Source organism: Bacillus cereus G9842 (assembly GCF_000021305.1).
GTDB lineage: Bacteria > Bacillota > Bacilli > Bacillales > Bacillaceae_G > Bacillus_A > Bacillus_A thuringiensis_S.
On the sequence record NC_011772.1, the window covers coordinates 1,597,985 to 1,624,534 of the forward strand.

Genomic DNA, 26,550 nt, shown 5'->3' on the forward strand with positions numbered 1-26,550 from the left:
GACGCGCATGGCAAAGGATAATAAAACAGAAAAGGCCACCCCGCAGAAGCGTAAAAAATCGCGTGAAGAAGGGAATATTGCCCGGAGTAAAGATTTAAATAATTTATTTTCCATTCTCGTATTAGCAGTTGTCGTTTATTTCTTCGGAGATTGGCTAGGTTATGAGATTGCAAATTCCGTAGCGGTGCTGTTTGATCAAATTGGAAAAAATACAGATTCAACCGAGTATTTTTATTTAATGGGGATTTTATTACTGAAAGTATCGGCTCCGATATTAATACTCGTATATGCTTTTCATTTATTCAATTATATGATTCAAGTCGGCTTCCTATTTTCTTCTAAAGTCATTAAACCGAAAGCGTCACGTATTAATCCGAAAAACTATTTTACGAGATTGTTTAGTCGTAAAAGTTTAGTAGATATTTTGAAATCACTGTTTTACATGGGATTAATCGGTTACGTTTCGTACGTTCTCTTTAAAAAGAATTTAGAGAAGATTGTTAGTATGATTGGATTTAACTGGACAGCGTCACTTACTGAAATTATTAGCCAAATTAAATTTATCTTTTTAGCCATTTTAATTATTTTAATCGTTCTTTCTATTATCGATTTCATTTATCAAAGATGGGAGTACGAGCAAGATATTAAGATGAAAAAAGAAGAAGTAAAAAGGGAGCATAAAGATAATGAAGGGGACCCGCAAGTAAAGGGGAAACGAAAAAACTTTATGCATGCCATCTTGCAAGGGACAATCGCGAAGAAGATGGATGGTGCAACGTTTATTGTGAACAACCCGACGCATATTTCGGTTGTACTTCGTTACAATAAACACGTTGATGCAGCACCAATTGTCGTTGCAAAAGGGGAAGATGAGCTCGCATTATATATACGAACGCTTGCCCGTGAACAAGAAATACCAATGGTGGAAAACCGTCCGCTTGCTCGTTCTTTATATTATCAGGTCGAGGAAGATGAGACGATTCCAGAAGATTTATACGTAGCTGTAATTGAAGTTATGCGCTATTTAATTCAGACGAACGAACTTGAAGTGTAATAGCGCGTTTGGAGGAGATCTCTTTGTTTAAGATAGAGTCTGCAAGAACCTATTTTTCTATCTTTTTAGCAGCGTCATTCGTAGTGGCGCTCTTAATTCCACTTCCACCATTTATACTTGATATCATTATCGTTTTTCTACTAAGTATGTCAGTGCTTATTTATATGCGAGCGACAAGTATTAACGAGTGGGATGAATTAAAGTCATTTCCAACGATGTTGTTATTAATCGGGATTTTCCGCGTATCGATTAACGTTTCGACGACGCGAGCGATTTTGACAGATGGAAATGCAGGTCATGTTATTGAAGAGTTCGGCCAGTTCGTAATTGGCGGAAACTTATTAATTGGTATCGTTATTTTTACAGTATTAATCATATTCCAGTTTATCGTTGCAAACGGTGCATCTCGTACAGCTGAAGTAGCAGCTCGTTTTACACTTGATTCTTTACCGGGGAAACAAATGTCTATCGATGCCGATTTAAACCAGCGTATTATTTCAGAAAAAGATGCACAGGCAAAACGAAAAAAATTAAATATGGAAACAGAGTTTTACGGGGCGATGGATGGTGCCGGAAAGTTCATTAAAGGGGACGTTATTTTCGGGATTGTCATTTTATTCGTAAACATTATTTTCGGTTTAATTGTCGGCATGATGCAGCAAGGAATGAGCTTTGCAGATGCAGCTCTTCATTATACACAGTTAACTGTCGGTGACGGAATCGTAAACCAAATCGGTTCATTAATGCTTGCAATTTCAACAGGTATTATCGTAACGCGTGTATTTGACGGCTCACCGGATACAGTAACAGAAGGTATCTTTAAAGAGTTATTAGCGCATGAAGTCGTTGTATATGCACTAGGTGGTTTATTTATCGCAATGGGTATTTTTACTCCGCTACCGTTTCTACCATTCGCACTCGTTGGTGGAACGATTATCTTCTTAGGCATTCGTAATAAAAATCGAATAAAGAAAGAAAAAGAAGACGAGCTTCAAAAAGAATTAGAAATGATTCAAGGCGAAGATGAGCAACTGCAACAAGTGGAAGATTCATTCGGAGTATTTACGGATAAATATCCGATTATTGTAGAACTCGGTTTAGATTTAGCAGCACTTGTAAAGCAGAAAATTAACGGGGAAACAGCTCGTGATAAAGTTGTTCTTATGCGGAAGTCGATTATTACTGACCTTGGTATTAACGTTCCTGGAATTAACTTTAAAGATAATACGAGCTTTAGACCACGCGGACGTTACATTATTCGAATTAAAGGTGCTAAGGCAGCTGAAGGTGTTTTAAAATCAGGTTATTTATTAGCACTGAAAACACCGAACGTAATGGCTGATTTAGATGCAGAGCCAGCTAAAGATCCAATTTTCGGTGAAGATGGATATTGGATTTTAGAGCATATGGTGCAAGATGCACAAATGAAAGGCTATCAAGTGTTAGAGCCACTTAGCATATTAATTACACATTTAGATGTTGTTGTTAGACGTAATCTTCATGAATTAATTCAGCGTCAACATGTAAAAGACTTAATTAACTCGCTTGAAAATGATAATGGCGTTCTATTAGAAGAGATTAAGAAGAAAGAAATTGATTTATCACTCGTTCAAAATGTTATTAAACAACTTCTAAAAGAAGGTATTTCTATTCGTGATTTACCAACAATTATTGAAGGTATTATTGACGGCAAAGAAATTTATCAAAACCACGTTGACGGTGTGACATCATTTGTTCGTGAATGTATTTCAAAAGTTATTTGTGAAAATGCGAAAAATCCGGACGGAAAAATATATGCAGCGCTCTTCTCTGATTCAATTGAGTTAGATGCGGATGTTGTGAATAATTCATATCAAGGTTACTTATTAAACTGGGATTTAGATTTAGAAACACGTGTCGTTGAGCAAGTGCAGCGCGTCTTTAAGCAAGCACGTTTAATGGGAAGAGAACCAGTGTTATTAACACGTAGAAAAGATTTTAGATTTGCGATCGTAAGACTGCTAGAACGTTATCAAGTGGAAGCACAAGTACTTTGTATTAGCGAATTAGCACCAGAAATTGTTGTGGATCAAATTGCCTATATTGAATAGTAGGGGGTGAAGTAATGGAAAGTACAGAAAAGAAAGAAGCGTTAATGCGAATAAAAGCAGCTTCGAAAAATGAATTGTATCGAAAGTTATTTGACCAATATGGTACAGATTATTATTACGTTGTCGATGAAAGTGTAAAACGAAATATACCGTTTTTCTGGAAAAAGGATTATGAAATGTTAGTTGCTTTTCCAGAAGAAAAACAGGAAGAAGTGAATGAAGGTACAGCTCAATTTCATGAACAGTTAATGGATGTTGTGAATGATCCTTCAGAACAAATTGTGAAGGCGAATGGAATTCAATCAGTACTGCACAATTTAGAAAACGTAACGACTTCTATGTCATACGCGGCGATGCAAACAGGAAATAGTGAAGAATGGGCAAGAAAAAAAGAGAAACTATTAAAGCTGTTCGAAAAAGGAATTGTCGTTGTGAAACCGACGAAAGAAGCGGAAGTAACGAAAAAGAAAAAAGTTGTGAAACAAGTCGTTCAGGTAAAGAAAGAAGAAGTAGCTCCAAAGAAAGAAAATCAAGAATCTGTACCGTTTATTATTCAAAAAGTAATTCGGATGCTAGAACAAAACGATGTAGAACAATATTTCATTTATGCATATGCTGAAAAGTTAAAAATAAAGTTTGAAAATGCAACGATGATTACAGAAGAAGAAGTTATCAGGTACATATTGGAAGATATGAAATCTCATTTTAATACGGAAAACGTCTTTGAAAAAGAAGTACAAACAATCGCATTAATCGGTCCAACTGGCGTTGGTAAAACGACGACACTCGCCAAAATGGCATGGCAATTTCACGGTAAGAACAAAACAGTTGGTTTTATAACGACAGATCATTCTCGCATAGGGACAGTGCAGCAATTGCAAGATAACGTAAAGACAATTGGATCGGAAGTAATTGCTGTGCGTGATGAAGCTGCAATGACAAGAGCGCTTACGTATTTTAAAGAAGAAGCACGCGTCGATTATATTTTAATTGATACAGCCGGAAAAAATTATCGTACGTCAGAAACAGTGGAAGAAATGATTGAAACGATGGGTCAAGTAGAACCAGATTATATTTGTTTAACGTTATCAGCTTCGATGAAAAGTAAAGATATGATTGAAATCATTACAAACTTTAAAGATATTCATATAGATGGTATTGTGTTTACAAAATTTGATGAAACAGCAAGTAGTGGCGAATTGTTGAAAATTCCAGCAGTATCATCAGCTCCTATTGTATTAATGACAGATGGCCAAGACATAAGGAAAAATATACATATCGCTACAGCTGAACATTTAGCGAAACAAATGTTACAAACATCGTAGAAAAGAGGTGAAGAATAAGGCGCTTGCCTTATTCAAACGAATATGAACGGTCTTTATATAGGTTCTATGGGTATGATGAATTACATGCAGCGTATTAATGTTCATTCGAATAACGTTGCAAATGCTCAAACGACAGGATTTAAAGCAGAAAATATGACGTCTAAAGTATTTGATGTACAAGACACATATCGCCGAGGAGATGGGGCGGTAACAAATATCGGTTCGGTCGATTACGCTGTAGTACCAGCTGCAACACATGTGAATTTAGTACAAGGAAATATACAAATGACAAATAGCGCTACAGATTTCTTTTTAGATGACGGCGCGGCCGGCACAACATCATTTTTCGTTACTTCTAAAAATGATGAAACGTTTTTAACGAGAGATGGTAGTTTCACATTAAATAGTGATCGTTATTTACAAACATCTTCAGGTGCTTTCGTAATGGGAGAGAATAATGAGCGTATTCGTATTCCAGAAGGAGCAAAGGTTGCTGTACAAGCAGACGGTACATTATATGATGAAGTAACACAAAATAATATTGCTCGTTTACAAACAAAAACAGTAGATGCCGAAACGAATGCTCGTCTCGTGCAACGTGAGAACAAAAGCTTTACACTAGCAGAAGGAAACATTGCTAATTTACCGAACGGAACAGGAATAGTAAAAAATCATATGCTAGAAAATTCAAATGTTGATATGACGAAAGAGATGGCAGATCTTATGACGGATCAAAAAATGATTCAAGCATCACAGCGTGTTATGACGTCATTTGATAAAATTTATGAAAAAGAAGCGAATGAAATATTGAGATAAAAGACTTCCAAAAGTGGGAGTCTTTTTTGTTATTGCTTTTATTACAGTTACATCATAAAATGATAATGATTATCAATATCATTTTATCTATTTTCATAAGAATAGAATTTCATAATGACAGCAACATTTGTTTAACTAAGTGAATTAAAAATAAGGGGATGGTGTGAAGATGTCTAAAAAGAATCAACTTTGCATTGGATTATGTTTAATTTCTAGAAAGAAAGAACAAGAGAATGAGTTTAATTCCGGAATTGATGAGCAAGTAGAGTTGGCACTACAGGCAGAAAAGGCTAAGTTAGATTTTGTTTTTAAAGCCGATTATTTAGTGGCCCACCCAGATTTAATTGCTCGTAATAAAGGGAATGTCATTTTAGACCCGACGTTACTGTTTACTGCTATTGCTTATGCGACAGAAAAAATTGGAGTCGTTACAACTGCTTCAACTTCGTTTTATCCACCATATATATTAGCAAGGCAATTACAATCGTTACACTGGATTAGTAACGGCCGAGTAGGGTGGAATATTGTTACATCCATTGACGGTGCTGAAAACTTTGGTGAGGAAGAGATGCCATCATCTGAGGAACGATACGCGAAAGCGGCAGAATGTACAGAGTTAGTAAGAAAACTTTGGAGGAGCCATCCTTATGAAGTGTTGAAAATAGATAACACTGAAGTTATTAGAGAGATGGCTAAGCCAATTGAACATAGCGGTGAATATTTTGAGGTAAAAGGTCCGCTGAATATCCCACAGCATATATCAGGAGAAATGCCATTATTTCAAGCCGGTGCTTCAGAGTCTGGTCGGAATTTTGCTGCTTCTGTTGCTGATGCAATTTTTGCTGCAACGCCAGATGTAGAGTCAGGTATTGAACTTCGTCAAGATTTAAGAAGAAGAGCAGAACAGCATGGCCGGAAGCAAGATGCTATACGCGTATTACCTGGATTATATTTCTTTATAGGTGATACATATGAAGAGGCGCTAGAAATGCATAGACAAGCTCATCAACATCTCACAAAAGAGAAGAGATATGCGTTACTTGAAATGGTTCTCGGATTAGATGCGAGAGGGATTCCGCTAGAAAGTAAAATTACCGAAGAGATGCTGCCAAGTCGGGATCAAACTGTACGTAGTAAAACACATGCAGAATTATTACGGCATTTCATTATTAAAAATGAACCAACAGTTGAACAAATACTAGAGCGACCAGAAGTTGTTGGATCGGCTCATTGGGTTGCGGTTGGTACACCAAAAGACGTTGCGAAGCAAATTATGGATAGGTTTGAGGCCGGAGCGTTAGATGGATTTATTGCTATTCCAGGAGGACCTCCCAAGTCACTAAATCTATTCTTTAGTGAAGTCATTCCTTTATTTGTGAAGGCGGGAGTATTTAGGGAAGAGTATACAGGTTCTACTTTACGGGAGCATTTGGCGGGAAACATGTTAAATACTTTACAGTTAAAATAAATAATAGCATGTAGAAAAAAGCCTTATTATAAAAGGCTTTTTTTATTTAAAATTAAAAATTCTGAAATATAAGTTGACTGTATGAATATTATTTTTTATATTAGTAGGTATAACTATAACTACTAAAGAGGTGAGAGTATGAAAACGGCATTATATTTAGAAGATGCATACAAAACGAGTTGCGAGACAGAAGTGATAAGAGTGGAAGGGAATAAAGTATTTGTAAAAGAAACAGTTTTTTATCCAACTGGTGGAGGACAGGAATGTGATACGGGTGTCATTGTACAAGATGGGTCTGTATTTGAAGTTGAAAAAGTAAAGAAGGAGCAGGGAGAAATAGTTCACTATATAAAAGATGAAGCTCAAGTAAAATTAGGTCCAGTTAAATTAGAGATTAATTGGGAAAGACGTCATAATTTAATGCGTCATCACTCTTTACTGCATCTTATCGGAGCTGTAGTTTATGAAAAGTATGGAGCTCTATGCACCGGAAATCAAATTTATCCTGATAAAGCACGTATCGATTTTAATGAGTTACAAGAGTTATCGAGCGTGGAAGTAGAAGAAATTGTTGAGGAAGTGAATAAACTTATTAAGCAAAATAAAGAAATTTCCACTCGTTATATGAGCCGCGAAGAAGCAGAAAATGCTGTAGGAATGATTAAAACAGCAATAAATCTCCTGCCAACTACTATCCAAGAAATCCGCATTGTTACAATTGAAAACTTAGACGAACAAGCTTGTGGAGGCACACATGTGAAAAATACGAGTGAAATAGGAACACTTGTTATTGATAAAGTAAAAAGTAAAGGGAAGCAAAATCGCCGTTTTGAAGTAAGAGCGATTTAGATTGTGAGGGGTTACCGATGGATGAAATTATAAAGGAATTACAAAAGTTAGGATTTTCCCAATATGAATGTAAAGCGTATATTGGATTGTTAAAACATTCCCCAGTAACTGGCTATGAAGTGAGTAAACAAACAGGAGTACCTCGTTCTATGATTTACGAGGTACTCGGTAAGTTAATGGATAAAGGAGCAGTGCATATTGTACCTTCTGAACCAGTTAAATATGTACCAGTACCAGCTACCGAATTAATGAATCGAATGCGAAAAGACTTTGAAAAGTCCTTTGAATTTTTAGATGAGAAATTAAATTGTTTAGAACAAGAGCGACAAATAGATGTAATTTCGCATATTCGCTCAAATGATCGTGTTTTAAAAGAAATATGCAATATAATTAATAGGGCAAAGGAAGAATTATGGATTTCTGTATGGGAAGATCAAGTGCATGAAATTGAGCCATACATTTATCAAAAGGAAGAGGAAGGCGTACATATATTTTCAATCTTATTTGGAGCTCCAGAAACAAAAATAGGAGCGACGTTTCACCATAATTATATGACGCCTCACGTTGTTGAAAAGAGAATGGGTGGTCATTTAACTGTTATTGCGCGTGATGGAGAGGAAGTATTAATTGCGAACTTCTCAAATGATAGCACTTCATGGGCCGTTACAACGTATGACCCAGCGCTAGTTCTCGTTGCTACAGAGTATGTGCGGCACGATATTATGGTTGAAGAAATCACGAAGGAATTTGGAGCTGATAAGTTAGATACGTTATGGCGTGAAAATATAGATTTAGTTCATGTCGTAACAGGAAAACGAACTTTAGAAGGAATGGAGGATGATAGAGATGAGTAAAGCTCAGGCACATGTAGCTTTGCAGAGCGATGATACATTTCAGCAAGGAGTAAAAGATTGTTTACCAACTGTATTTGGTTACTTGAGCATCGGTATAGCAGCTGGTGTAATTGCAAAAACAGCAGGTTTTTCTATCATTGAAATTGCATTTATGTCCACTTTAATTTATGCAGGTTCTGCCCAATTTATATTAGCTGGTATGTATGCAGCCGGTGCTCCTGCTTCCGCAATTATTTTTACTGTATTTTTTGTTAACTTGCGCCACCTTCTTATGAGTGCTGCACTCGCGCCGTACTTTACGAAAATTCCTCTATTTAAAAACTTAATCATCGGTTCGCAAATTACAGATGAAACTTTCGGCGTTGCAGTGCAACACGCGGCGCAAAAAGGATATTTAGGTGAAAGATGGATGATCGGGCTTAACGTAACAGCGTATTTAAATTGGATTCTTGCTACTATTATTGGTGGACTGTTTGGTGAGTGGATACCAGATCCACATACATACGGGATGGATTATGCATTACCAGCGATGTTTATTGGATTATTTGTTCTTCAGCTCATAAGTAGTAAACCAAAACTAGCAATTCATTTAAGTGTTGCAATTGTAGCGATTATCATCGCATACGTTTCACACCTATTTATGCCAGATAGTATAGCGGTTATTATCGCAACATTACTAGCTGCGACGATTGGAGTGGTGATTGAAAAATGGAAATGAGATTAGATGTATTATTACTTTTACTAGCAGCAGGAGCTGTTACACTCGTGCCACGTATTTTACCTCTACTCGTATTTAGCAAACTACAAATTCCTGACTGGGGTTTAAAATGGTTAAATTACATACCAATTGCGATATTAGCAGCGCTTTTAGCACAAGTTTTATTTATGCATGAGACGATGCAGTGGGATTACCTTATCGCAGCAATTCCCACATTTCTTGTAGCGATATATACTCGTAGTTTATTAGGTACAGTATTAACGGGAGTGGTTGTGATTATTTTGTTACGTTTCTTTTTCTAAAAAGGATTACGCTCATATAATAGCGAAAGGTGTAATAACATGAAAAATATAGGGGTGGTGTTATGATACTTTTAACGATAGGAGCAATTTTGTTAACGTTGTTTATTTTCTTTATTATCGGCTTTATTACGTTTATGATGTTTGTTGATAAGGCGACACCTCAAATATATTATACACCTTGTGAATCAGTGACAGTGAAAGCTAAAGGTAAAGATAGAAGGAAGAAAAGTTGAATGTTGGCTTTTCTTCCTTCTTCTATTACATCCCCGAAATAACTAACAACAATAACCCAAATAAAGAACTAATAAAGTTTCACTTTACAAGAAATGAATCTATTACATTGTATGCTTGTTTTGTAGAGTGCCCGTTATATTTTTCAGTGTACGGATTTAGAAATCCATGTTCACCGTGTAGTTGTTGTATTTCTAGTAAAGGATTTTTTTGTTGCTGCAATGTTTGAATTAAAGAGGATACTGAAAAACTAGCTTCTTTTTCAGGAAATATAAGTAGTGTAGCGCATGTAGGCTTTATGTGAACATAGTCGCGTATACGAGAACCGTAACATCCGATGATAAAATCTATTTTCGGATTGTTACTACATAGCCATGAGATGGTAGCTCCAACACTAAAGCCGATAAGTCCAATATGTGTATAATTGCTTGAAAGGGTATTGATGAATGCTTCAATTTGGTCTTTTCCATCATTAAATCCAATATGATTTACAAAATGTTCATATGCTTTTTCTTCATCACGATAATGAAATGCGTGTTGTAAGTGCAGAAGATTAGGACAGAATACGTCAATATGAGATGAAGTAAATTGCTCGGTAACGTGATGCATATGGTCATTCACACCATATATTTCATGAACAATAACGAGAGCTAATTTTTCCTTCATAGTTATATTGTGCCTCTTTGAAACTTAAATTCTTTCTCAACAAGGCAAATACGCAGATGGAAGTTTTCATACCATTGCTCACGACCTCTTTTTTTCGCTTCTTTATGTAAGGCGTTCTTCTTCCAATTTTCAATTGCATCAAGTGATTCCCAATAAGAAATTGTTATTCCGAGTCCAGAATTACCTCGTGCACTTTCTACACCTAAAAATCCAGGTTGTTGCTTTGCAAGTTCCTCCATTGTTTCGGCAACGGTATTATAGTCTGTTGTATCATTTGATAAATTAGAAGTGAATATCACGGCATAATAATGACTCATTTTTTGTGAAGTATTTTTCATATACATTCCCCCCCTTTAATAAGTATTTTAGCATGTAAAAAAGAAAAGAAGCACGACGCTTCTTTTCTTTTTTACGCTGTGAATTTTAATCCAGCATATATTTTACGACCCTTTTTTTGAATCCAACACACTTGTGCATTTTTCTTTTGAATATTACGTTCTTCCATTGTTACTTGTATAATTTGGTCAATCACAAGAGGGATGTTCGTTTGTACTTGGCACCCACCTGTACTATAGTCGATAATGGTCGCTTCAATCGGCATCCCATTCATATGCAATGTTCCAGGAGACATCAGTTGCTCACGTATATGTTGCCTGCGAAATTGTCTTGGTGCTTTTTTTGTGTTTTTTATGAAAGATGCAATTGCTAGTGTAAGAAATGCTTTATCGTACACCTTTTCCACCCGGTCATTAACCGGTTTACTAAATAGATGAAGAATGAGTTTACAATATTGCTCATGGGATACATCATCAAATGATACACCAACTTGTACAGAACTTTCTTGTCTCCGAATCCATTTTTTTGTACTATAAATCTTTTCTACCTCGCCAAAAGATAGCATATAGGAAGATAGACTTGATAAAGTTTCAAATGGAATGGAGGAATCTAATTCAAAACGTGCCCCCGTTTCACTAATATCAAGGATATTGCAAGAAATGATCATATCTTCGGCATATAAAGTACCTGGTAAATTTACTACGAAACGTTCTGAATTTCGAAAACGCGGTCTTTCAAATGCTACAAATAGTGAAGTGACAATAGCTATCCCGTTGTATAGTAACCAGAAAATGTTAATATATAAGCTCTCTCTTTCAATATAATATTGCTCAGGGTATAAGAGCATAAGTGTTGCTCGAATAAGTGCAATAATTGTTAAAATGAGTAATATGAGATGAGGGATGCTTGCAATCCATAAAAAATGCCTTGTATTATTTTGAACTCCCTTTCTTGTCACATGAAATTGAAACTTTTTACGTAAGAAAATTTCTGATAAAATAGCAAATCCCATATAAGGAGCCATAGCAACTTCGTACACATGACTCCACGTAGTTGTTCGTTTTTTATTAGAAACAGCTTTGAAAATAAGCTGTGATGTTAAAAAGGCAGGTGCCCAGAACATAAATAAGTGCATGAAATTAATTTCTAAACTATAAATATCAAATACTAAAAATAATAGCGGTGCTAATAAAAATATCATTTTATAAACACCGAAAAACCAATAATGAATTCCATCTGCATATAAAAGACGCTGCATAAAAGATAATCCTTTTATAGTGAAAGGATTCCATTTTTTTACGACTTGAATGTTCCCTCTACACCAGCGGTCCCGTTGTTTTAATAAATCACTAAATGTTTCTGGGGATAATCCAACAGCTAGTGTTTCATTGACAAATATAGTCTCCCATTTGTTAGCTTGTAGTAGCATACCAGTTGCCATATCTTCAGTAATAACTCCAGTCGCAAATCCTCCAATTTCTTCAAGCGCGGTGCGGCGAAATAGGGCGTTACTACCAACATACATCGTAGCATTAAAGCGATCTTTCCCTTCTTCTAACTGGCGCATAAAGAAATCTTGTTCATTGGCGATGTTATCTTCAAAAAACAAATTATATTGGAAAGGATCAGCATTATAAAAAACTTGTGGTGCTTGAACGAATACAACATTATTTTTAGAAAAATATCCAATCGTTCGCTCTAAAAAGTTAGCTCGTGGTATCATATCGGCATCCATTGTTACGATAATATCACCTTTTGAATGAAGCATCGCATGATTTAAATTTCCAGCTTTTGCATGCTTGTTTTCGGTGCGAGTTATGTGATGAACAGAAAAATCTGCCGCAAGTTGCTTTACACTTTCACGGCGCCCGTCGTCACAAATATAAATGTTTAGTAACTCTTTCGGATAAGTAATCAACGTACAACCAGCTACAGTACGTTTTAACAAATCGATCGGTTCATTGTAAGTGGCAATAAATATGTCGACAGTAGGTAGTTTTTCAAAAGTGGATAATGGTACTTCTTTCCGTTTATATGGTTTCCATGAAACAATGCTAAAAACGATAGATTGTAAGTAACCAGCCCATTCTGTAATTAACAATATAATACCAGCGATAATACTTATGAGATTAATAGTTGGTAACGAATAAAAAGTTCGCCAAATAAGATAAATAGCATTACAAATGAGAAATAGAATAATAAGTAATTTTTTTGACCATAAATATTTGTGTGCAAGGGCGTAAGTAATAATGATTACGAAAAAAATAATACCTAAACCTTCGTATATAGAGAGGCTCATACAATTCCTCCTTTATGTATAGAGTGGGAAATAGAAAAAAATTTATATTATTCATCTATAAAGATTTGATTATTTCCAGAGTATAAAATATCACAAAATATAGGGTTAGAGTATAAAATTTACATTTTCTTATTATAAGCTTAAAAAATTAGAAGAAATAATAGTTGTATTTTTGATTCATAAGAAAAATGCCACTTCAAAAGAGAAGTGGCATTTCTTATATTTCCTCTAAGCTATTAACTGGAACAGTTAATTCGCGTCCTGGGTTTTTTACTTCATATATGCGGGCGGTTTCATTGCTTTCATCGACGTGTTGAATCATAACAGGCATGCCTTGAAAACTGACATTGGCTTGTTCCGCTGACACAGAAAGCTCTATTGCACGTTGTATATTCATTTATATTCCTCCCATCATTATTATCTTTGCTAAAAAAGAGGAATAATATACCATTTTGAGACATTCTTAAAGTTTTTGTATTATTTGTAATGTTTCTTTAATAAATGAAGTGAAGATGGAATCAGGATAGGACTGTACGATTTCATATGCTTCTGTTACTTCTTCAAGAGCTCTTTTTTTATCATTAAGTTTGACATAACAAAGAGCACGATATGCCCCAGCTGTTGTAAGCCGTGCGTGATCAAGTGGATGGTTTATATAATCTGGTATGATAGCACGTTGTAATGTTTTTAAAGCTTCTTCGTATTGTTTTAAACCATACAAAGCTTTTCCTTTTTCAAGATAATACGATCCATCATCTTGAAAAATTCGCTCATCTTTTAGTTGTTCTCGAAATTGTTCTACATGTTCTAATGCAATAGTATATTCATGAGTAATTGTGTTGTAGTAGTAAGCTTTTAAAAGATTAATAACCGCTGCAGATAAAGTATCTTCTGTAAAAATGGCAAATTGCTCTGATTTTTTTATGTAATGTAAATATTGTTCTTTATCAGCCGTTAGGACTTTTTGGTAAGATAAAATACGGTAAAATTCATCTGTTTTATAATACACTTGATGTTTTTTTGAAAATGCAAGCGCATCTAAAATGACACTTTCACATTGTTCGTAATTACCATATGCAAGAAAAATAATCGCCTCATATAAATATAACTCGATATGTATAATGAGATCCATTTCTAAATGTTTCTCTTCATAGTCATTTCGGATGCTAGCAATGAGTTGTAAACATTCAGCATACTTTTTACGTGTGAATATCGTAAAGGATAATTTTAATTTTGTTTCCGTACTTTCCCGGTATAACGTATATTTTTCAAAAATAGAAGTAGCCTTTTCCACGTAATGTTCAATATTGTAATCTTTCATTTTAGCCGCAGCTGTTACAAATTGTTTATATAAACGAGCGGTATTCAAAGTAGGAGGTAGCTCTTTTTGAACGATAGGTAGTAAAATCTCATATACTTCATCGTACTTATTTGCTTTTATTAGTTGTTCCATTTGTTGAATGAGTTCTATCTTTTCCACATCATCATCTTCTAGTAAAAAACTCGTTTCGCATCCAAGTTTTTCAGCAATATATTGTAATGTTTTCATGGAAGGTGTAGCTTTTCCGTTTTCAATTTGGCTTAGCATACTTTTTGTCAGCTCTGAACCTGCTAAATCAGTTTGAGTAAGCTTTTTTTCTTTTCGTAACGTTTTAATTTTTGCACCGAGAGTAGCCATTATATGCTCCTTTATAATTTAAAAGTTAAATACAATTAAACTTTTTATTGTAAAAATTGGAAAGTTGATTATATAATAAGTTTAACACAATTTAACTTTTAAGGGGAGAGTGTCATAATGGGGGATATAAATATAGGTCAAAATGATTGGAAAATGAAGATTGCAACGAGAAATATTATTTTAATGATGATTGGAAAAATGACGTCCTTGTTAGGAGCGGGTATTTATACGTTTGCAATGGGATTATACGTATTAAAGACAACGGGTTCAGGAATGGGGTTTGCAATTACGCTCGTTTGCGGATCACTTCCAAGGATGATCTGTGGACCGATTGCTGGTGCTGTAGCTGACCGTGTTAATCGAAAATGGCTTGTCATCGGTACTGATTTGTTAAGTAGTTTAACAATGCTTATTATGTTTATCCTTGCAACTACTTTTGGGCCATCACTTCTGTTTATTTATGTTTCAGCAGCATTATTATCAATTTGTGCGAGTTTTTATTCTGTTGCATTAACTTCATCTATTCCAAGTTTAGTAGATGAGGGACGTATTCAAAAAGCGAGTGCTTTGAACCAGACGGCAGCATCTTTATCAAATATTTTAGCACCGATTATTGGTGGAGTTGTATTTGGTTTCTTTTCAATTAAATCGTTTTTCCTGCTAAATAGCATTACATTCTTTTTAGCGGTAATTGTACAATTATTTATCGTATTCGATTTATATAAAAAAGACATGGCTGAAAGTAAAGAGCATTTCTTGACAAGTATAAAAGAAGGGTTTTCATATGTAAAAAGACAGCATGAAATATATGGTTTAATGAAAATTGCAGTAGGGGTAAACTTTTTTGCGAGTGCACTTTTCGTTTCACTTCCATATATTATTGTTCAAAATTTGCATCTATCTTCGAAGCAACTCGGTGTTGTAGAGGGAATGTTAGCAGTTGGGATGTTAATTGGTGCAATTGCGTTATCAGTACGTAAAGAAGTGAATAATCCGTTTCGCTCTGTTTATATTGGGTTGTTTTTATTTGCGAGCTTGAGTTTATGTACAGTGTTTCCATTAGTAGTCACCATTCCGAAAGTAGCAAGTTTTATTTACTATATCGCTTTTATGATGTTAACTGGTATATCAATGATGGTTGTAAATATTCCGATGCAAGTACATTTGCAAAAGACGACAAATCCCAATTATTTAGGACGCGTTTTCGGCTTACTTGAAACAATTTCTACTGCAATCGCACCACTCGGTATGATTGTGTATGGATTATTATTAGATATGTTGCCAACTAGCATTGTTATGATGACATTAGGCGGAGGCTTATTGTTAGTTGTATTAGTAGGAGTAAAGAAGCATGTAATGAAAAAGCAAGTGGATGTATCTGCCTAAAAGGAAATTTGACTTAACGAAATAAAAATGACCGAATTAGTATTTTAGTTTTTGAAACTCTTTTTCATGTATGTTAAAGTAAAGTGAGCTTGCAAAGAAAAGGAGACAACAGCATGAAAAAATTAAATTTTGTTATGCTTTTTCTATTAATCGTAATGGCTGGATGTAGCAATTATGACACATATATTGAAACAGGTATGCAATCATTGAAAGATGAAAAGTATAGTGATGCAACAATGTGGTTCGAAAAAGCAGAAAAAGCGAAATCAGGAAATGAAGCGAAATCATATAAAGAAGTTGCTGAGAAAATGGATCACGGGGCAACAGCATTAAAAGACGGTAAGTATTTAGAAGCGAAAGACATTGCAAATGAAGTGTTACAAAAGAAAAAAGATGATGCACTTGAAAAAGCTGTAACATCAAATGCAGAGAATATGCTTCAAAAAGCAAAAGATGTAGAAGAGAAAGTGAATGAAAGAGTAGCAAAGCGTAGAAAGGTAGAAGAAGAAGGAATCGATAAAATTATTAAAGCTGTCGATAGTATAGATGAAGTGAAAGAAAAAGAGAAGAAAGTATCAGAAGCATTAGATAAGGCTGAAGAGGCGCAAGCAAAAATTGAGGCAAAGAAAAATAAATAGATTTATAGTGTAAAAGGCTGTCGTGCATAACGACAGCCTTTTAATTTTTTGTTGCAAATGAATGGATGCTCTGTAGTAAAAAAGAAATGATTTTAGAATTCCATCTGTCCTCATGATGAATCGTATAAATATTACGCTGAAATTCAAATTCTGGGATTGGTATATAGCATAGCTCATTTCGTTGTATTTCTTGCTCAATAGCAAGTTTAGAAATAAAGGCAATTCCATTACCATATTTTAAAATTTGTTTCATCGTTTCTAATGAGTCTAATTCAATTTCTGATTGGAATGTAATGTTATGAACTGACATCCATTTTGTAAGTAAATCTCTCGTTGTAGATGGATTACGATGCAATAGTATGCGTTCCTTTTCGATATTTTGTAACGATACATTTTCTTTCTTTGAAAAATGATGTTCTTTGGAAAAGGCAAGAACAAGTGTATCAGGTATTATATTCGTTTGTTTTAAAAGTGGTTCATCAAATGGAGCAGCGGAAATTATCCCAAGATCGATTTCGTGATTTTGTAGCATCATTCGAATTTCAGGGGCTGTTTTAACTAGTAGCGTTATTTTTATATTGGGAAATTCACATTGAAATTCATGAACGACTTCTGGCAAAAGATAAGTCGCTGGTACATAACTAGCGCCGATTGTTATAGCACCTTTATTAAAATCTTTAAACTCTTGCGTGACACGTCTAGCTTCTTTCATAAGTGCATCTATTTTAGAAGCATAATGGTGCAAAGCCTCACCAGCCTCTGTTAAGAAATACCTTCCAGAACGTAATTCGAATAAAGACACACCGAGTTCTTCTTCTAAGCTTTTTATATGAAATGTAATAGTTGGTTGTTTAACGCCAAGTTTTTCTGCAACAATTGTAAGCTTTTTGTATTTCTTAATAAGTACTACAATTTCTAATTTTAAGAGATTCATTATGAATTGCCGCCTTTTTTATTTTAACTATAGAAAAAATCTATAGAAATAAATAGTTTATTAGAAGTTTTTTAATTTAATCTTTACAGTACATTAACATTCAGTATAAATCTTCCATATAGAATGAAAGCAGGTTAAGAATGAGGGGAGAGAGGTGAAGCAATGGATATTACAATTAGTGGATTAGAAAAGACATTTGGAAAAACACAGGCGTTAAAGCCGTTGCAGATTGTAATGAAACAAGGGGAATTCACTACACTTTTAGGACCTTCGGGGTGTGGGAAAACGACTTTACTTAGAATGATAGCAGGGCTTGAAGAACCGGATAAGGGAGAAATATATTTTGGAGACCAGTGCATGTATTCTGCTGCAAAAAAGATAAAGACATCTCCTCATGAACGGAATATCGGTATGGTATTTCAAGATTTTGCTTTATGGCCGCACATGACTGTTTTTGACAATGTTGCATTTGGTTTAAGGGCTACAAAGCAAACAAATCATTTACGAGAAAAAGTAGAAGATGCGATAAAGCGAGTTCGCCTGCAAGGTATGGAGAAAAGGTATCCACACGAACTTTCTGGTGGACAGCAACAACGTGTCGCATTCGCTAGAGCAATTGTAACAAAACCTCATTTTATTTTATTTGATGAACCGCTAAGTGCACTCGATGCAATTTTGCGAGAAGAAATGAGAATAGAGCTTATGGATATCGTTCATTCCATTGGTTTAACTGCACTGTATGTCACTCACGATCAAACAGAAGCAATGTCAATGTCAGACCAAATTATTGTCATGAAACAAGGAGAAGTATTACAAAAAGGAACACCGGAAGATATTTATGTTAAACCGTCTCATGAATTTGTTGCCAAATTTGTTGGTAAGGCGAATTGGCTTGTAGAGGGTAAAAAAATGGTTCGTCCAGAGCATGTGAGCTGGACGAAAAATGAAGTGTGCGAAATGTATACAGGTGAAATTAAGCACGTTACATATGTAGGAGAACGGTATGAAATAAAAGTAAACATGGGGGCACTCGGAATATGGACAGCTTATCACAATAGTAAATTAAGCATCGGTAAACCAGTATCGTTATATGTGCCAAAAAAATGTATTCATCATATAGGGGGAGAATCGTATGAAGAAATTCAGTTCGCTTAAGTCTTTATTTGTATGTACTTTATTATTTTCGGCTGTAGTAACAGGGTGTAGTTCAAAGACAGGCAATGCAGATGCAAAAAGTAAAAATACGAATGAAAAGAAAATTGTTGTATATAGTGCAGGGCCAAAAGGGTTAGCAGAAAAAATTCAAAAAGACTTTGAAAAGAAAACAGGTATAAAAGTAGAAATGTTTCAAGGAACAACAGGTAAGATTTTAGCGAGAATGGAAGCTGAAAAGAAAAATCCAGTCGTTGATGTAGTCGTACTTGCATCATTACCAGCGATGGAAGGATTAAAGAAAGAGGGTCAAACGTTAGCTTATAAAGAAGCGAAACAAGCTGATAAGCTGCGTTCTGAATGGTCAGATGATAAAGGACATTATTTCGGGTATAGTGCTTCAGCATTAGGGATTGTGTACAATACAAAAAATGTGAAGACAGCGCCTGAAGATTGGAGCGATATAACGAAAGGGGAATGGAAAGGAAAAGTGAATCTTCCAGATCCAGCACTTTCAGGTTCAGCTTTAGACTTTGTAACAGGATATGTGAAAAAGAATGGAAAAGATGGATGGAATTTATTTGAACAGCTTAAGAAAAATGAAGTTACAGTAGCAGGAGCAAATCAAGAAGCTTTAGATCCAGTAGTAACAGGTGCGAAAGATATGGTAATTGCAGGTGTTGATTATATGACGTACAGCGCAAAAGTAAAGGGTGAACCGGTTGATATCGTATATCCAAAAAGCGGAACAGTTATTAGCCCACGTGCAGCGGGGATTATGAAGGATAGTAAAAATGTAGAGGGTGCAAAAGAGTTTATTGATTATTTATTATCAGATGATGTGCAAAAACAAGTTGCTAAAGCGTATTTATTGCCAGGTAGAACAGATATAAAAGCTGAAAATAGACCGAATGTAGAAGAGATTCCAGTATTAAATATTGATTGGAAAACAGTTGAGAAAGAGCAAGATGAAATAGGAAAACAATTTAAGAAAGTATTTCAATAAGATGGTGATTCCATGGTAAATCGATTCATATCAGTAAGACAAGTTGGAATGACGGTAGCGTTATTACTTGTGGCGATGTTAATCGTCATTCCGCTTTTTCTCATTTTATTTTCTAGTATATATGAAAATAGCAGCTGGAACTTTTTAAAGCCTTTTGAAGTGATGCAGAGTGGTGGATTAGCTGGGATTTTTCTAAACTCGATGCTTCTAGGTGTACTCGTTGTAATAGGAGCTACAATATTTGCATTTCCATTGGCGTTTATTATGAGGAAAACAGATGTAGGAAAGTATAGTAAGTTAGATATTGTTTTTATGATTCCATTTATGACACCGCCGTATATTGGATCAATGGGCTGGATTTTGTTCATGCAACCTAACGGCTATTTTGAACAATTTTTTCCGATGCTAAAGACAGTTTCATCATCGTTTTTTAGTTTAGGAGGTATGGTCTTAATTATGAGTCTGCATTTATTCCCATTCCTTTATTTCATGCTGAAAAACACGTTACTTCAGATTGGGAGTAGTAAAGAAGAAGCTGCAGCAGTTCATGGCGGAAGTTTTCTCTATCGTTTAAGAAAAATAATATTGCCGTTATTAGTATCAAGTTATGTAATGGGTGCTTTACTCATTTTCGTAAAGACGATTGCTGAATTTGGAACACCGGCTACATTCGGACGTAGAATAGGATTCCACGTGTTAACATCAGAAATCCATAAATTTATTTCGAGTTGGCCAATTGATTTTAGTAGTGCAACAGCATTATCTTCTTTATTACTTAGTGCTTGTATGCTCATTTGGTATATGCAAAATGTATTGAATCGAAAGTATTCATATGCAATGGTTAGTGGAAAAGGTGTGAAATCTAAAAGATATACTTTGTCTATATTTACGCGCGTTGTAGCATGGATGTATGTAATTGGTTTATTAATCGTATCAATTGGAATTCCATACTTTTCTATACTGATTGCTTCTTTGTCAAAATTAAGAGGCGGCGGTTTACATGTAAATAACTTTACAACAAGCCATTATGAGGCATTGTTTACAATGGGATCTCCGGGATTAGAGGCTTTATGGAATAGTTTTCTTTTTTCACTCGTAACAGCGATTATTGCGGTAATGATTGGAGTCTTTTTGGCACTTATGATTCGAAAGGGGAAAAAAAACTCTGAAAAATGGCTCGATATGTGCGGTATGTTACCCAATATGGTACCAGGAATCGTTATGGTTGTAGGTCTTATTCTATTTTGGAATTCACCATATATGCCCCTGTCAATTTACAATACACCAGTCATGGTTATCGTAACGTATGTTGTGCTGTTTTTACCTTACACGGTGCAATATGTAAAATCATCACTCGGACAAATTGATGATTCTCTCATGCAGGCAGGAAGTGTTTTTTCGGGAAATTATATTTATATTTTTAGAAAAATAATATTGCCTCTTATTATCCCAGGCATTCTTGCTGGATGGGCGATGACATTTACAATTTCGATAAGAGAGTTAGTAGCATCGCTTCTCGTATTACCTCCATCAGTAGAAACGTCAGCAACGTTTATTTTTGCTCAATTTGAACAGGGTGAAGTATCTATAGGCATGGCGATGGCCGTTGTTTCTGTTGGACTTACAACAATGTGCTTATTACTGCTACAACATATGGAGCAAAAGCGAAAAGGGGTAGCATGATGAGGATAGAAGTATGGGGTGGGGCAGGAGAATACGGTCGCTCCTGCTATTTTGTAAAAAATAAAGAGACGAAAATAGTATTTGATTGTGGTATTAATCGATCTTATGAGGATAGTTATCCAAAAATAGAGAGAGAAGCTGTTCCATTTTTAGATGCGGTATTTTTATCACATATTCATGAAGATCATACGATGGGTTTACCTTTATTAGCGAAGTATGGATATAAGAAAAAAATTTGGACGACTCGTTATACGAAGGAGCAACTGCCGTTATATTATGAAAAATGGAGAAACTATAATGTGATGCAAGGGTGGAATTTACCTTATAGCGACCAACACATAAAAGATTTAAATTATGTATGTATTGATGAGATTAGTAATCCAAATGAATGGATACAAATTACTCCTACATTGCGGTTTCAGTGGGGATATAGTGGGCATGTATTAGGAGCTGTTTGGTTTTTAGTTGATTTGTGTAATACATACGTGTTCTATTCCGGCGATTATTCAGCAGAGTCTAATATACTACGAGCTAATTTACCTGAGAAATTGGGCCACAATATAAAAGTTGCAATTGTAGATGCCGCTTACCACACAGATGATGTTTCGCAAAATGAAAGATTAGATGATCTATGTGCAGAAATTGAGCGAGTTATGCAGAATAAAGGAATAGCATTGCTACCGCTGCCACAACTTGGTAGGGCGCAAGATATAGTATTGTATTTATATGAACGATATAAAGAATTTCCGCTTATAGTAGATAAAGAAATTTTGGCTGGATTTGAAGAGATGTTCATATATAAAGATTGGATAAAAAATAATGAAGAACTTAAATGGATTATGGAGAGTTTAAAAAGAAACATAATAGTGATGGATAATGACATTAGTATGCAAAATAGTTATGGAATAGTTGTAATGAGTGATGCGAATATGCAAACGAAACGAGCACAGTTATGCTATGAACAGCTTCGGAATGAAAAACGTAATTCCGTTATTTTTACTGGGCATATTGCGAAAGGGAGTTTTGCAGAAAGAGTTATGAAAGAACATGTAAGGAGTACATGTAGGGTGAAGCGAGTTCCGTATAAAGTTCACCAAAGTATAAAAGACGTTAAAGAGATGTTAAATACATTATTACCAGAACATACGGTGCTAGTGCATGCTTTGAAAGAGGATACGGATCGATTACAACAAAAGCTAAGTACAGCAGGATATGAAAATGTATATTCACTTGCAATGGAACGTATAGAAGTCATTTAAAATGTAAAGGGGATAGGTATATGAAAAAAGTATTTGTATTCGTAAGTATTTTCTTTTGTTGTTTTCTTTATAACGTTAAGGAAGGGTTTGCTGCTAGTCCAATGAAACCTAGTTTTGAAGTAAAGTTATTATTGAAGCCAGAACAAGTATTAGGTTATAACAAAGAGATGAAGCAAGAGGTGCTAGAACATTTCCAGGCTGGTACAAAATATGAAAGAATACAAGTACAATTTTTAGATACTGCAAATAAAAGTTTAAGTGATGAAGGTTGGTTTGCTAGAATTCGAAAGAAAGAATTTAGTAAAGATTTTGAACTAACATATAAAAAAAGATATCCTATTCAAAATGGTGTAATTCAAGATGCACTAGAAGTAGCTAAAAAAGAAGGATTCGATAGTAATACGGATAGTTATGAGGCGGAAATAGATTGGGGATTTGAGAAGAAAACATTAAGCATTTCAAATAAGAAAAGTTACAGTGCTAAAGGATATGGAATACTTGATTTACCAAATGAACAAGCTGCTCAAAATATGTTAATGGAAAAATTACCAGGGAAAATGAACAGATGGTTGTATACAAATTGGGGAGAAGAGATGTTAAAGAATTCCCGTATTTACGGTCCTGTATTAATGAAACGATATACAGGAGAGTTTGAAAACATAAAAGCAAATATTGAAATTTGGCCATTAAGTAATACCGGAAAATTAGAAGATGACTTCGTAATAGAAGTGTCATTTAAAACAAATGAAGAAAGTATTGCGACAAAACAAAGGGAATTATTAATGGCGAGTTTAGAGAAAAAAGGCTGGTTGTTACCGAAAGATAGTTTGAAGACAGAGCTTATTTTTCAGTAAATAGTAAAAAGGAATCCATATGCCATGGATTCCTTTTTATATATGAGTATTAAGCTAAATCAGCTGACACGAACATATCACTATTTTGAAGATTTTTAGAGCGTAAACTATAAGCAACTACCTTCGTTTTATATTGTTTTACAACATCAACATGCTCTTCATGACTGTAAATATAAAATGTGAAATCTTTTTTACCACGTTTTGCATTGATAATTAAAGGAGTGCCTTCATTATGGGGTGGTGCATAATAGCGATCTAAAAATAAACCTTCGTTAAAATCATGAATAATTTTTGATTTCTGTTCGCCTTCTACGTTATTTCCGTGAATTGTAATAGTCACATTCTCTTCTTCAAGTTTTGGATGTGTTTCGTACTTGCTAATAATGGATTCAATAACAGTGTTAGGAAGGCTAGAAACGATAATTTTAAATGCCCCAAATACAACTAACATTACAATAAACCAAGTCGTCATAGTAATCATCCCCTTTATTCTATTTAATAATATAACTCATATGGTAATAGTACATATGGTGAAGTTTTGTATAATTTGTGAAAAATATGCCATTTTTACGAATGAAATATTAGAAAAATCAATTTTGTTACAAAAAGTTGAAATTGAAGTATTTTAAAAGAAAAAGGTTTATAATAAAAATATAACTAATAACCACATTACTAATTATAAGGAAGTGTAACTATGAGTACTGTAGCAATCGTATATGGTATTATTCTTTCCACAATTATTGTTTTGTTTTTTGTTGGGGTTTCACGTTATATTCATAAATGGAAAGAAAGCGTTGCGAAATTAAATCACATTGAAGAAGAACTTAGTGATTTAATGTTACATCATGGTAAATAAAAAGATAATTTTTTAACGAAACAATGTGAAGGATATCACAAAACATGCTTTCCTAATGAAGGCATGTTTTTTTGTTGTGTGAAAGTTAGACATATTCATGAGATTTTCCATACAATACAGTGTGAAATAAAAAAATGATTCTTTGCTTGTAGGAATATTTATTCGTTTTTGTATAATTTTGTAATTTAGTTCGGTATAATTATGATATAGAAGGAAATTTGTTAGAGGGGGTATATTGTGAACATATTAAAGATTATAGGAATAATTGCAGGAGTCATTATAGTAGCTGTTATAGCTTTCTTTGTTATTATGAATTACTATTTGTCAAAAGAAGATCCTGATTACGTATTAAAGTACATAAAAGAACATAAAGAAGATGAAACATGTTCATTACTTATTAAAAGAAATGGAGAAGTATTAACTTCTATAAATGAAAATAAAAAATTGCCATTAGCAAGTATGGCAAAAATCGTAATAGCAGTTGAATTTGCTAAGCAAGTTTCAGAAGGAAAAATAAGTCGTGATGAACAAATTTCATTGCACGAGCTAGAAAAATATTACGTTAAAGATACTGATGGTGGAGCACATCCTAACTGGTTAGAAGATGCCAAAGCGAGAGAATTAGTGAAAAATGGACAAATCGCTTTAGAAGAAGTCGCTAAAGGAATGATTCATTATAGTTCTAATGCAAATACAACATATTTGTTAGAAAAGCTTGGAATAGAAAGAGTAAATGAAAGTATAAAAGAGTTAGAGCTTACTAGTCATGATAAGTTCACTTCTTATACGGCTGCACTATATATGAGAGGATACGTAGAAAAAGAACTTCATGTGCCAGAAAATCAGTCATTAAAAACGTTACGTAACATGTCAAAAGATGAATATAATAAACATGTGTTACAAATACAGGAATGGATGAAAGATGAGGAAGAATGGAAAAAGCGGGATATTCCATTAAAAGTAGATATGGAATTTCAGCGAATTTGGTCAGATCGATTAGTGGGTGCAAACGCTAAAGATTATATGAGTATAATGGAAAAAATAAATAGTAGAAATTATTTTCCTAAATTAATGCAAGAAGAAATCGAGAATATTTTCAAAGGCACAGTTGATAATAGTAAGTTAGAATTTGCGGGGCAAAAAGGTGGATCTACCGCATTCGTATTGACCAAAAGTTTGTATAGTACAGATAAGAAAGGTAATAAGATAGAAGCTGTCATTATGTTTAACGATATAGAAAATCAAGTTGTATATCAAAAGCTGAGAAATAATATAAATTATTTTATTCAAGATGCTATAACAGATGAAGAGTTTAGAAATAAATTATAATGAAATAATTTTATTATGTAAACAACATGCTATTAAAGGTAGGTATTGAGATGAGGTTGAATGAGTATATGCTTGAAACGTTTCCGAATTTAGAACTTAGACCACCTCTATTTTATAATTGGGATATTGGTATTCGTTTTAGATTAGGTGTGGACTATGATTGTAATAACATTTATGAAAATTGTCTATATTTAGAAGGCGTTTATAAAAGGACGATTACTTTATTTCAGTCTTTACATTCAACAAAAGATGATATTTATATTGTAGTGGATGTAAATGACCATGCAAACGGTGAAACTTTCAAACAGAAATTGAATATCTTTTCTAAGTATGTCAAAGAGAAGTCCGATTTGTTTAAGTTACAGAAAAATACAATCCCTTATGTTTTTCCAGATGAAGATGAAGATGAAGATGGAGCATATAAAACACATAGATATACTTTGAAATGTGAAATCTCTGACTTTACATACATTCCTATGTTAAAAGCAATTTGTAATCAAGATATGGGAATAAAACCGAGTATTTTTCATAGGGTGTATTTTATAAATGTTAACAAGAATACTATATTTCACGTTTATGATGATAGAGGTTGTGATGTATTAGCTATCTCTCCTGATACAATTAGGGATATTTATAATACATATAATGATTGGATATTAGAATACGATAGAAATAAAATTGATAAAGTATTTAATTGGATGTAGTCTATTTTAATTGAGGGAAATACCATATGAGGTGTTTCCCTTTTATTAATATGAAAATCAACA

28 protein-coding genes are annotated in these 26,550 nt (G+C 34.2%); 21 read left to right on the plus strand and 7 right to left on the minus strand.

Translation table 11 applies throughout. The features are described from left to right. Window positions 1-7 precede the first annotated feature (7 nt). The 10 genes from flhB (at window position 8) to BCG9842_RS08125 (ending at window position 9,709) form a co-directional block, all read left to right on the plus strand. The gene (gene flhB / locus BCG9842_RS08080) at window positions 8-1,054 is read left to right on the plus strand and encodes a flagellar type III secretion system protein FlhB (RefSeq protein WP_001040121.1); all 1,047 of its coding nucleotides are present in this window, start codon (window positions 8-10) and stop codon (window positions 1,052-1,054) included. A 23-nt stretch (window positions 1,055-1,077) separates the two neighbouring features. After that, window positions 1,078-3,144: a flagellar biosynthesis protein FlhA gene (gene flhA, locus BCG9842_RS08085; protein WP_000472586.1), complete on the plus strand. Its 2,067-nt coding sequence runs from the start codon at window positions 1,078-1,080 to the stop codon at window positions 3,142-3,144. 14 nt (window positions 3,145-3,158) lie between these two features. After that, a complete protein-coding gene (gene flhF / locus BCG9842_RS08090) occupies window positions 3,159-4,469 on the plus strand; it encodes a flagellar biosynthesis protein FlhF (RefSeq protein WP_000446179.1) in 1,311 nt (436 codons plus the stop codon). Window positions 4,470-4,511: 42 nt separating this feature from the next. Next, window positions 4,512-5,285 (plus strand): flagellar basal-body rod protein FlgG, encoded by a 774-nt coding sequence (locus BCG9842_RS08095; RefSeq protein ID WP_001013934.1) that lies wholly within the window; start codon window positions 4,512-4,514, stop codon window positions 5,283-5,285. 169 nt (window positions 5,286-5,454) lie between these two features. Then, entirely contained in the window at window positions 5,455-6,753 is a 1,299-nt protein-coding gene (locus BCG9842_RS08100) for an NtaA/DmoA family FMN-dependent monooxygenase (RefSeq protein ID WP_000038858.1), read from the plus strand. A 138-nt stretch (window positions 6,754-6,891) separates the two neighbouring features. Next, window positions 6,892-7,602, plus strand: coding sequence for an alanyl-tRNA editing protein (locus BCG9842_RS08105; RefSeq protein WP_000844967.1), 711 nt, complete (start codon window positions 6,892-6,894; stop codon window positions 7,600-7,602). Between the two features lie 17 nt (window positions 7,603-7,619). Continuing rightward, a complete protein-coding gene (locus tag BCG9842_RS08110) occupies window positions 7,620-8,456 on the plus strand; it encodes a TrmB family transcriptional regulator (protein WP_000343356.1) in 837 nt (278 codons plus the stop codon). Next, the gene (locus BCG9842_RS08115; protein ID WP_000030479.1) at window positions 8,449-9,174 is read left to right on the plus strand and encodes an AzlC family ABC transporter permease; all 726 of its coding nucleotides are present in this window, start codon (window positions 8,449-8,451) and stop codon (window positions 9,172-9,174) included. Before BCG9842_RS08110 ends, BCG9842_RS08115 begins: the two co-directional genes overlap by 8 nt. Further along, window positions 9,165-9,476 (plus strand): AzlD domain-containing protein, encoded by a 312-nt coding sequence (locus tag BCG9842_RS08120; protein ID WP_000425944.1) that lies wholly within the window; start codon window positions 9,165-9,167, stop codon window positions 9,474-9,476. The genes BCG9842_RS08115 and BCG9842_RS08120 overlap by 10 nt, the downstream gene beginning before the upstream one ends. Before the next feature lie 62 nt (window positions 9,477-9,538). Further along, the gene (locus BCG9842_RS08125; RefSeq protein ID WP_000602229.1) at window positions 9,539-9,709 is read left to right on the plus strand and encodes a DUF3951 domain-containing protein; all 171 of its coding nucleotides are present in this window, start codon (window positions 9,539-9,541) and stop codon (window positions 9,707-9,709) included. Window positions 9,710-9,788: 79 nt separating this feature from the next. Here BCG9842_RS08125 and BCG9842_RS08130 read toward each other — a convergent pair whose 3' ends face one another. The 5 genes from BCG9842_RS08130 to BCG9842_RS08150 all read right to left on the minus strand — a co-directional run bounded on the left by BCG9842_RS08130 (window position 9,789) and on the right by BCG9842_RS08150 (window position 14,686). Next, window positions 9,789-10,373, minus strand: a complete 585-nt coding sequence (locus BCG9842_RS08130; RefSeq protein WP_000660112.1) for a dienelactone hydrolase family protein — start codon at window positions 10,371-10,373, stop codon at window positions 9,789-9,791. A 2-nt stretch (window positions 10,374-10,375) separates the two neighbouring features. After that, entirely contained in the window at window positions 10,376-10,711 is a 336-nt protein-coding gene (locus BCG9842_RS08135; protein WP_000799455.1) for an antibiotic biosynthesis monooxygenase family protein, read from the minus strand. Window positions 10,712-10,782: 71 nt separating this feature from the next. Next, window positions 10,783-13,008: a glycosyltransferase gene (locus tag BCG9842_RS08140; RefSeq protein ID WP_000059018.1), complete on the minus strand. Its 2,226-nt coding sequence runs from the start codon at window positions 13,006-13,008 to the stop codon at window positions 10,783-10,785. Between the two features lie 217 nt (window positions 13,009-13,225). After that, on the minus strand, window positions 13,226-13,405 hold the full coding sequence (locus BCG9842_RS08145) for an H-type small acid-soluble spore protein (protein WP_001025734.1): 180 nt from the start codon (window positions 13,403-13,405) through the stop codon (window positions 13,226-13,228). A gap of 66 nt (window positions 13,406-13,471) precedes the next feature. Then, the gene (locus tag BCG9842_RS08150) at window positions 13,472-14,686 is read right to left on the minus strand and encodes a helix-turn-helix domain-containing protein (RefSeq protein WP_000212330.1); all 1,215 of its coding nucleotides are present in this window, start codon (window positions 14,684-14,686) and stop codon (window positions 13,472-13,474) included. Window positions 14,687-14,803: 117 nt separating this feature from the next. Between BCG9842_RS08150 and BCG9842_RS08155 the strand changes: the two genes are divergently transcribed. Further along, the gene (locus BCG9842_RS08155; RefSeq protein ID WP_000502460.1) at window positions 14,804-16,072 is read left to right on the plus strand and encodes an MFS transporter; all 1,269 of its coding nucleotides are present in this window, start codon (window positions 14,804-14,806) and stop codon (window positions 16,070-16,072) included. Between the two features lie 113 nt (window positions 16,073-16,185). Beyond that, window positions 16,186-16,710: a DUF4398 domain-containing protein gene (locus BCG9842_RS08160; protein WP_000735853.1), complete on the plus strand. Its 525-nt coding sequence runs from the start codon at window positions 16,186-16,188 to the stop codon at window positions 16,708-16,710. 40 nt (window positions 16,711-16,750) lie between these two features. Here BCG9842_RS08160 and BCG9842_RS08165 read toward each other — a convergent pair whose 3' ends face one another. Then, on the minus strand, window positions 16,751-17,644 hold the full coding sequence (locus BCG9842_RS08165) for a LysR family transcriptional regulator (RefSeq protein ID WP_001050622.1): 894 nt from the start codon (window positions 17,642-17,644) through the stop codon (window positions 16,751-16,753). A 162-nt stretch (window positions 17,645-17,806) separates the two neighbouring features. On the opposite strand from BCG9842_RS08165, the gene BCG9842_RS08170 reads away from it, so the two are divergent. From BCG9842_RS08170 to BCG9842_RS08190, 5 genes are read left to right on the plus strand one after another with little or no spacing between them, the layout of a single operon-like run. Continuing rightward, complete coding sequence (locus BCG9842_RS08170) at window positions 17,807-18,799, plus strand: ABC transporter ATP-binding protein (RefSeq protein ID WP_000355543.1); 993 nt, start codon at window positions 17,807-17,809, stop codon at window positions 18,797-18,799. Further along, window positions 18,777-19,802, plus strand: a complete 1,026-nt coding sequence (locus BCG9842_RS08175; RefSeq protein WP_000714683.1) for an ABC transporter substrate-binding protein — start codon at window positions 18,777-18,779, stop codon at window positions 19,800-19,802. The genes BCG9842_RS08170 and BCG9842_RS08175 overlap by 23 nt, the downstream gene beginning before the upstream one ends. 12 nt (window positions 19,803-19,814) lie before the next feature. Continuing rightward, window positions 19,815-21,485 (plus strand): ABC transporter permease, encoded by a 1,671-nt coding sequence (locus BCG9842_RS08180; protein ID WP_000248132.1) that lies wholly within the window; start codon window positions 19,815-19,817, stop codon window positions 21,483-21,485. Continuing rightward, window positions 21,482-22,744 (plus strand): MBL fold metallo-hydrolase, encoded by a 1,263-nt coding sequence (locus BCG9842_RS08185; protein WP_033669464.1) that lies wholly within the window; start codon window positions 21,482-21,484, stop codon window positions 22,742-22,744. Before BCG9842_RS08180 ends, BCG9842_RS08185 begins: the two co-directional genes overlap by 4 nt. 20 nt (window positions 22,745-22,764) lie before the next feature. Then, on the plus strand, window positions 22,765-23,598 hold the full coding sequence (locus BCG9842_RS08190; RefSeq protein ID WP_000755319.1) for a hypothetical protein: 834 nt from the start codon (window positions 22,765-22,767) through the stop codon (window positions 23,596-23,598). A 49-nt stretch (window positions 23,599-23,647) separates the two neighbouring features. Here the strand turns inward: BCG9842_RS08190 and BCG9842_RS08195 are convergent, their stop codons facing one another. Next, window positions 23,648-24,070, minus strand: a complete 423-nt coding sequence (locus tag BCG9842_RS08195; RefSeq protein WP_000214591.1) for a YfmQ family protein — start codon at window positions 24,068-24,070, stop codon at window positions 23,648-23,650. A gap of 40 nt (window positions 24,071-24,110) precedes the next feature. Between BCG9842_RS08195 and BCG9842_RS29480 the strand changes: the two genes are divergently transcribed. The 4 genes from BCG9842_RS29480 (at window position 24,111) to BCG9842_RS08210 (ending at window position 26,487) form a co-directional block, all read left to right on the plus strand. Beyond that, the gene (locus tag BCG9842_RS29480; protein WP_002011946.1) at window positions 24,111-24,227 is read left to right on the plus strand and encodes a hypothetical protein; all 117 of its coding nucleotides are present in this window, start codon (window positions 24,111-24,113) and stop codon (window positions 24,225-24,227) included. 65 nt (window positions 24,228-24,292) lie between these two features. Continuing rightward, window positions 24,293-24,454 (plus strand): hypothetical protein, encoded by a 162-nt coding sequence (locus tag BCG9842_RS08200; protein ID WP_000108702.1) that lies wholly within the window; start codon window positions 24,293-24,295, stop codon window positions 24,452-24,454. Between the two features lie 237 nt (window positions 24,455-24,691). After that, window positions 24,692-25,783: a serine hydrolase gene (locus tag BCG9842_RS08205; RefSeq protein ID WP_001023300.1), complete on the plus strand. Its 1,092-nt coding sequence runs from the start codon at window positions 24,692-24,694 to the stop codon at window positions 25,781-25,783. A gap of 68 nt (window positions 25,784-25,851) precedes the next feature. Beyond that, window positions 25,852-26,487, plus strand: coding sequence for a DUF3885 domain-containing protein (locus BCG9842_RS08210; RefSeq protein WP_000894371.1), 636 nt, complete (start codon window positions 25,852-25,854; stop codon window positions 26,485-26,487). Window positions 26,488-26,550: the final 63 nt, after the last annotated feature.

Excerpts from the sequence above, each read along its gene's own strand:
- BCG9842_RS08195 (WP_000214591.1), bottom strand. The coding sequence starts at position 24,070 with ATGACGACTTGGTTTATTGTAATGTTAGTTGTATTTGGGGCATTTAAA.
- BCG9842_RS08165 (WP_001050622.1), bottom strand. The coding sequence starts at position 17,644 with ATGAATCTCTTAAAATTAGAAATTGTAGTACTTATTAAGAAATACAAA.
- BCG9842_RS08180 (WP_000248132.1), top strand. The coding sequence starts at position 19,815 with ATGGTAAATCGATTCATATCAGTAAGACAAGTTGGAATGACGGTAGCG.
- BCG9842_RS08190 (WP_000755319.1), top strand. The coding sequence starts at position 22,765 with ATGAAAAAAGTATTTGTATTCGTAAGTATTTTCTTTTGTTGTTTTCTT.
- BCG9842_RS08100 (WP_000038858.1), top strand. The coding sequence starts at position 5,455 with ATGTCTAAAAAGAATCAACTTTGCATTGGATTATGTTTAATTTCTAGA.
- BCG9842_RS08210 (WP_000894371.1), top strand. The coding sequence starts at position 25,852 with ATGCTTGAAACGTTTCCGAATTTAGAACTTAGACCACCTCTATTTTAT.
- BCG9842_RS08155 (WP_000502460.1), top strand. The coding sequence starts at position 14,804 with ATGGGGGATATAAATATAGGTCAAAATGATTGGAAAATGAAGATTGCA.
- BCG9842_RS08145 (WP_001025734.1), bottom strand. The coding sequence starts at position 13,405 with ATGAATATACAACGTGCAATAGAGCTTTCTGTGTCAGCGGAACAAGCC.
- BCG9842_RS08095 (WP_001013934.1), top strand. The coding sequence starts at position 4,512 with ATGAACGGTCTTTATATAGGTTCTATGGGTATGATGAATTACATGCAG.
- BCG9842_RS08200 (WP_000108702.1), top strand. The coding sequence starts at position 24,293 with ATGAGTACTGTAGCAATCGTATATGGTATTATTCTTTCCACAATTATT.
- BCG9842_RS08120 (WP_000425944.1), top strand. The coding sequence starts at position 9,165 with ATGGAAATGAGATTAGATGTATTATTACTTTTACTAGCAGCAGGAGCT.
- BCG9842_RS08170 (WP_000355543.1), top strand. The coding sequence starts at position 17,807 with ATGGATATTACAATTAGTGGATTAGAAAAGACATTTGGAAAAACACAG.
- BCG9842_RS08115 (WP_000030479.1), top strand. The coding sequence starts at position 8,449 with ATGAGTAAAGCTCAGGCACATGTAGCTTTGCAGAGCGATGATACATTT.
- BCG9842_RS08185 (WP_033669464.1), top strand. The coding sequence starts at position 21,482 with ATGATGAGGATAGAAGTATGGGGTGGGGCAGGAGAATACGGTCGCTCC.
- flhF (WP_000446179.1), top strand. The coding sequence starts at position 3,159 with ATGGAAAGTACAGAAAAGAAAGAAGCGTTAATGCGAATAAAAGCAGCT.
- BCG9842_RS08175 (WP_000714683.1), top strand. The coding sequence starts at position 18,777 with ATGAAGAAATTCAGTTCGCTTAAGTCTTTATTTGTATGTACTTTATTA.
- flhB (WP_001040121.1), top strand. The coding sequence starts at position 8 with ATGGCAAAGGATAATAAAACAGAAAAGGCCACCCCGCAGAAGCGTAAA.
- BCG9842_RS08105 (WP_000844967.1), top strand. The coding sequence starts at position 6,892 with ATGAAAACGGCATTATATTTAGAAGATGCATACAAAACGAGTTGCGAG.
- BCG9842_RS08160 (WP_000735853.1), top strand. The coding sequence starts at position 16,186 with ATGAAAAAATTAAATTTTGTTATGCTTTTTCTATTAATCGTAATGGCT.
- BCG9842_RS08110 (WP_000343356.1), top strand. The coding sequence starts at position 7,620 with ATGGATGAAATTATAAAGGAATTACAAAAGTTAGGATTTTCCCAATAT.
- BCG9842_RS29480 (WP_002011946.1), top strand. The coding sequence starts at position 24,111 with ATGGTAATAGTACATATGGTGAAGTTTTGTATAATTTGTGAAAAATAT.
- BCG9842_RS08150 (WP_000212330.1), bottom strand. The coding sequence starts at position 14,686 with ATGGCTACTCTCGGTGCAAAAATTAAAACGTTACGAAAAGAAAAAAAG.
- BCG9842_RS08130 (WP_000660112.1), bottom strand. The coding sequence starts at position 10,373 with ATGAAGGAAAAATTAGCTCTCGTTATTGTTCATGAAATATATGGTGTG.
- BCG9842_RS08125 (WP_000602229.1), top strand. The coding sequence starts at position 9,539 with ATGATACTTTTAACGATAGGAGCAATTTTGTTAACGTTGTTTATTTTC.
- BCG9842_RS08135 (WP_000799455.1), bottom strand. The coding sequence starts at position 10,711 with ATGAAAAATACTTCACAAAAAATGAGTCATTATTATGCCGTGATATTC.
- BCG9842_RS08140 (WP_000059018.1), bottom strand. The coding sequence starts at position 13,008 with ATGAGCCTCTCTATATACGAAGGTTTAGGTATTATTTTTTTCGTAATC.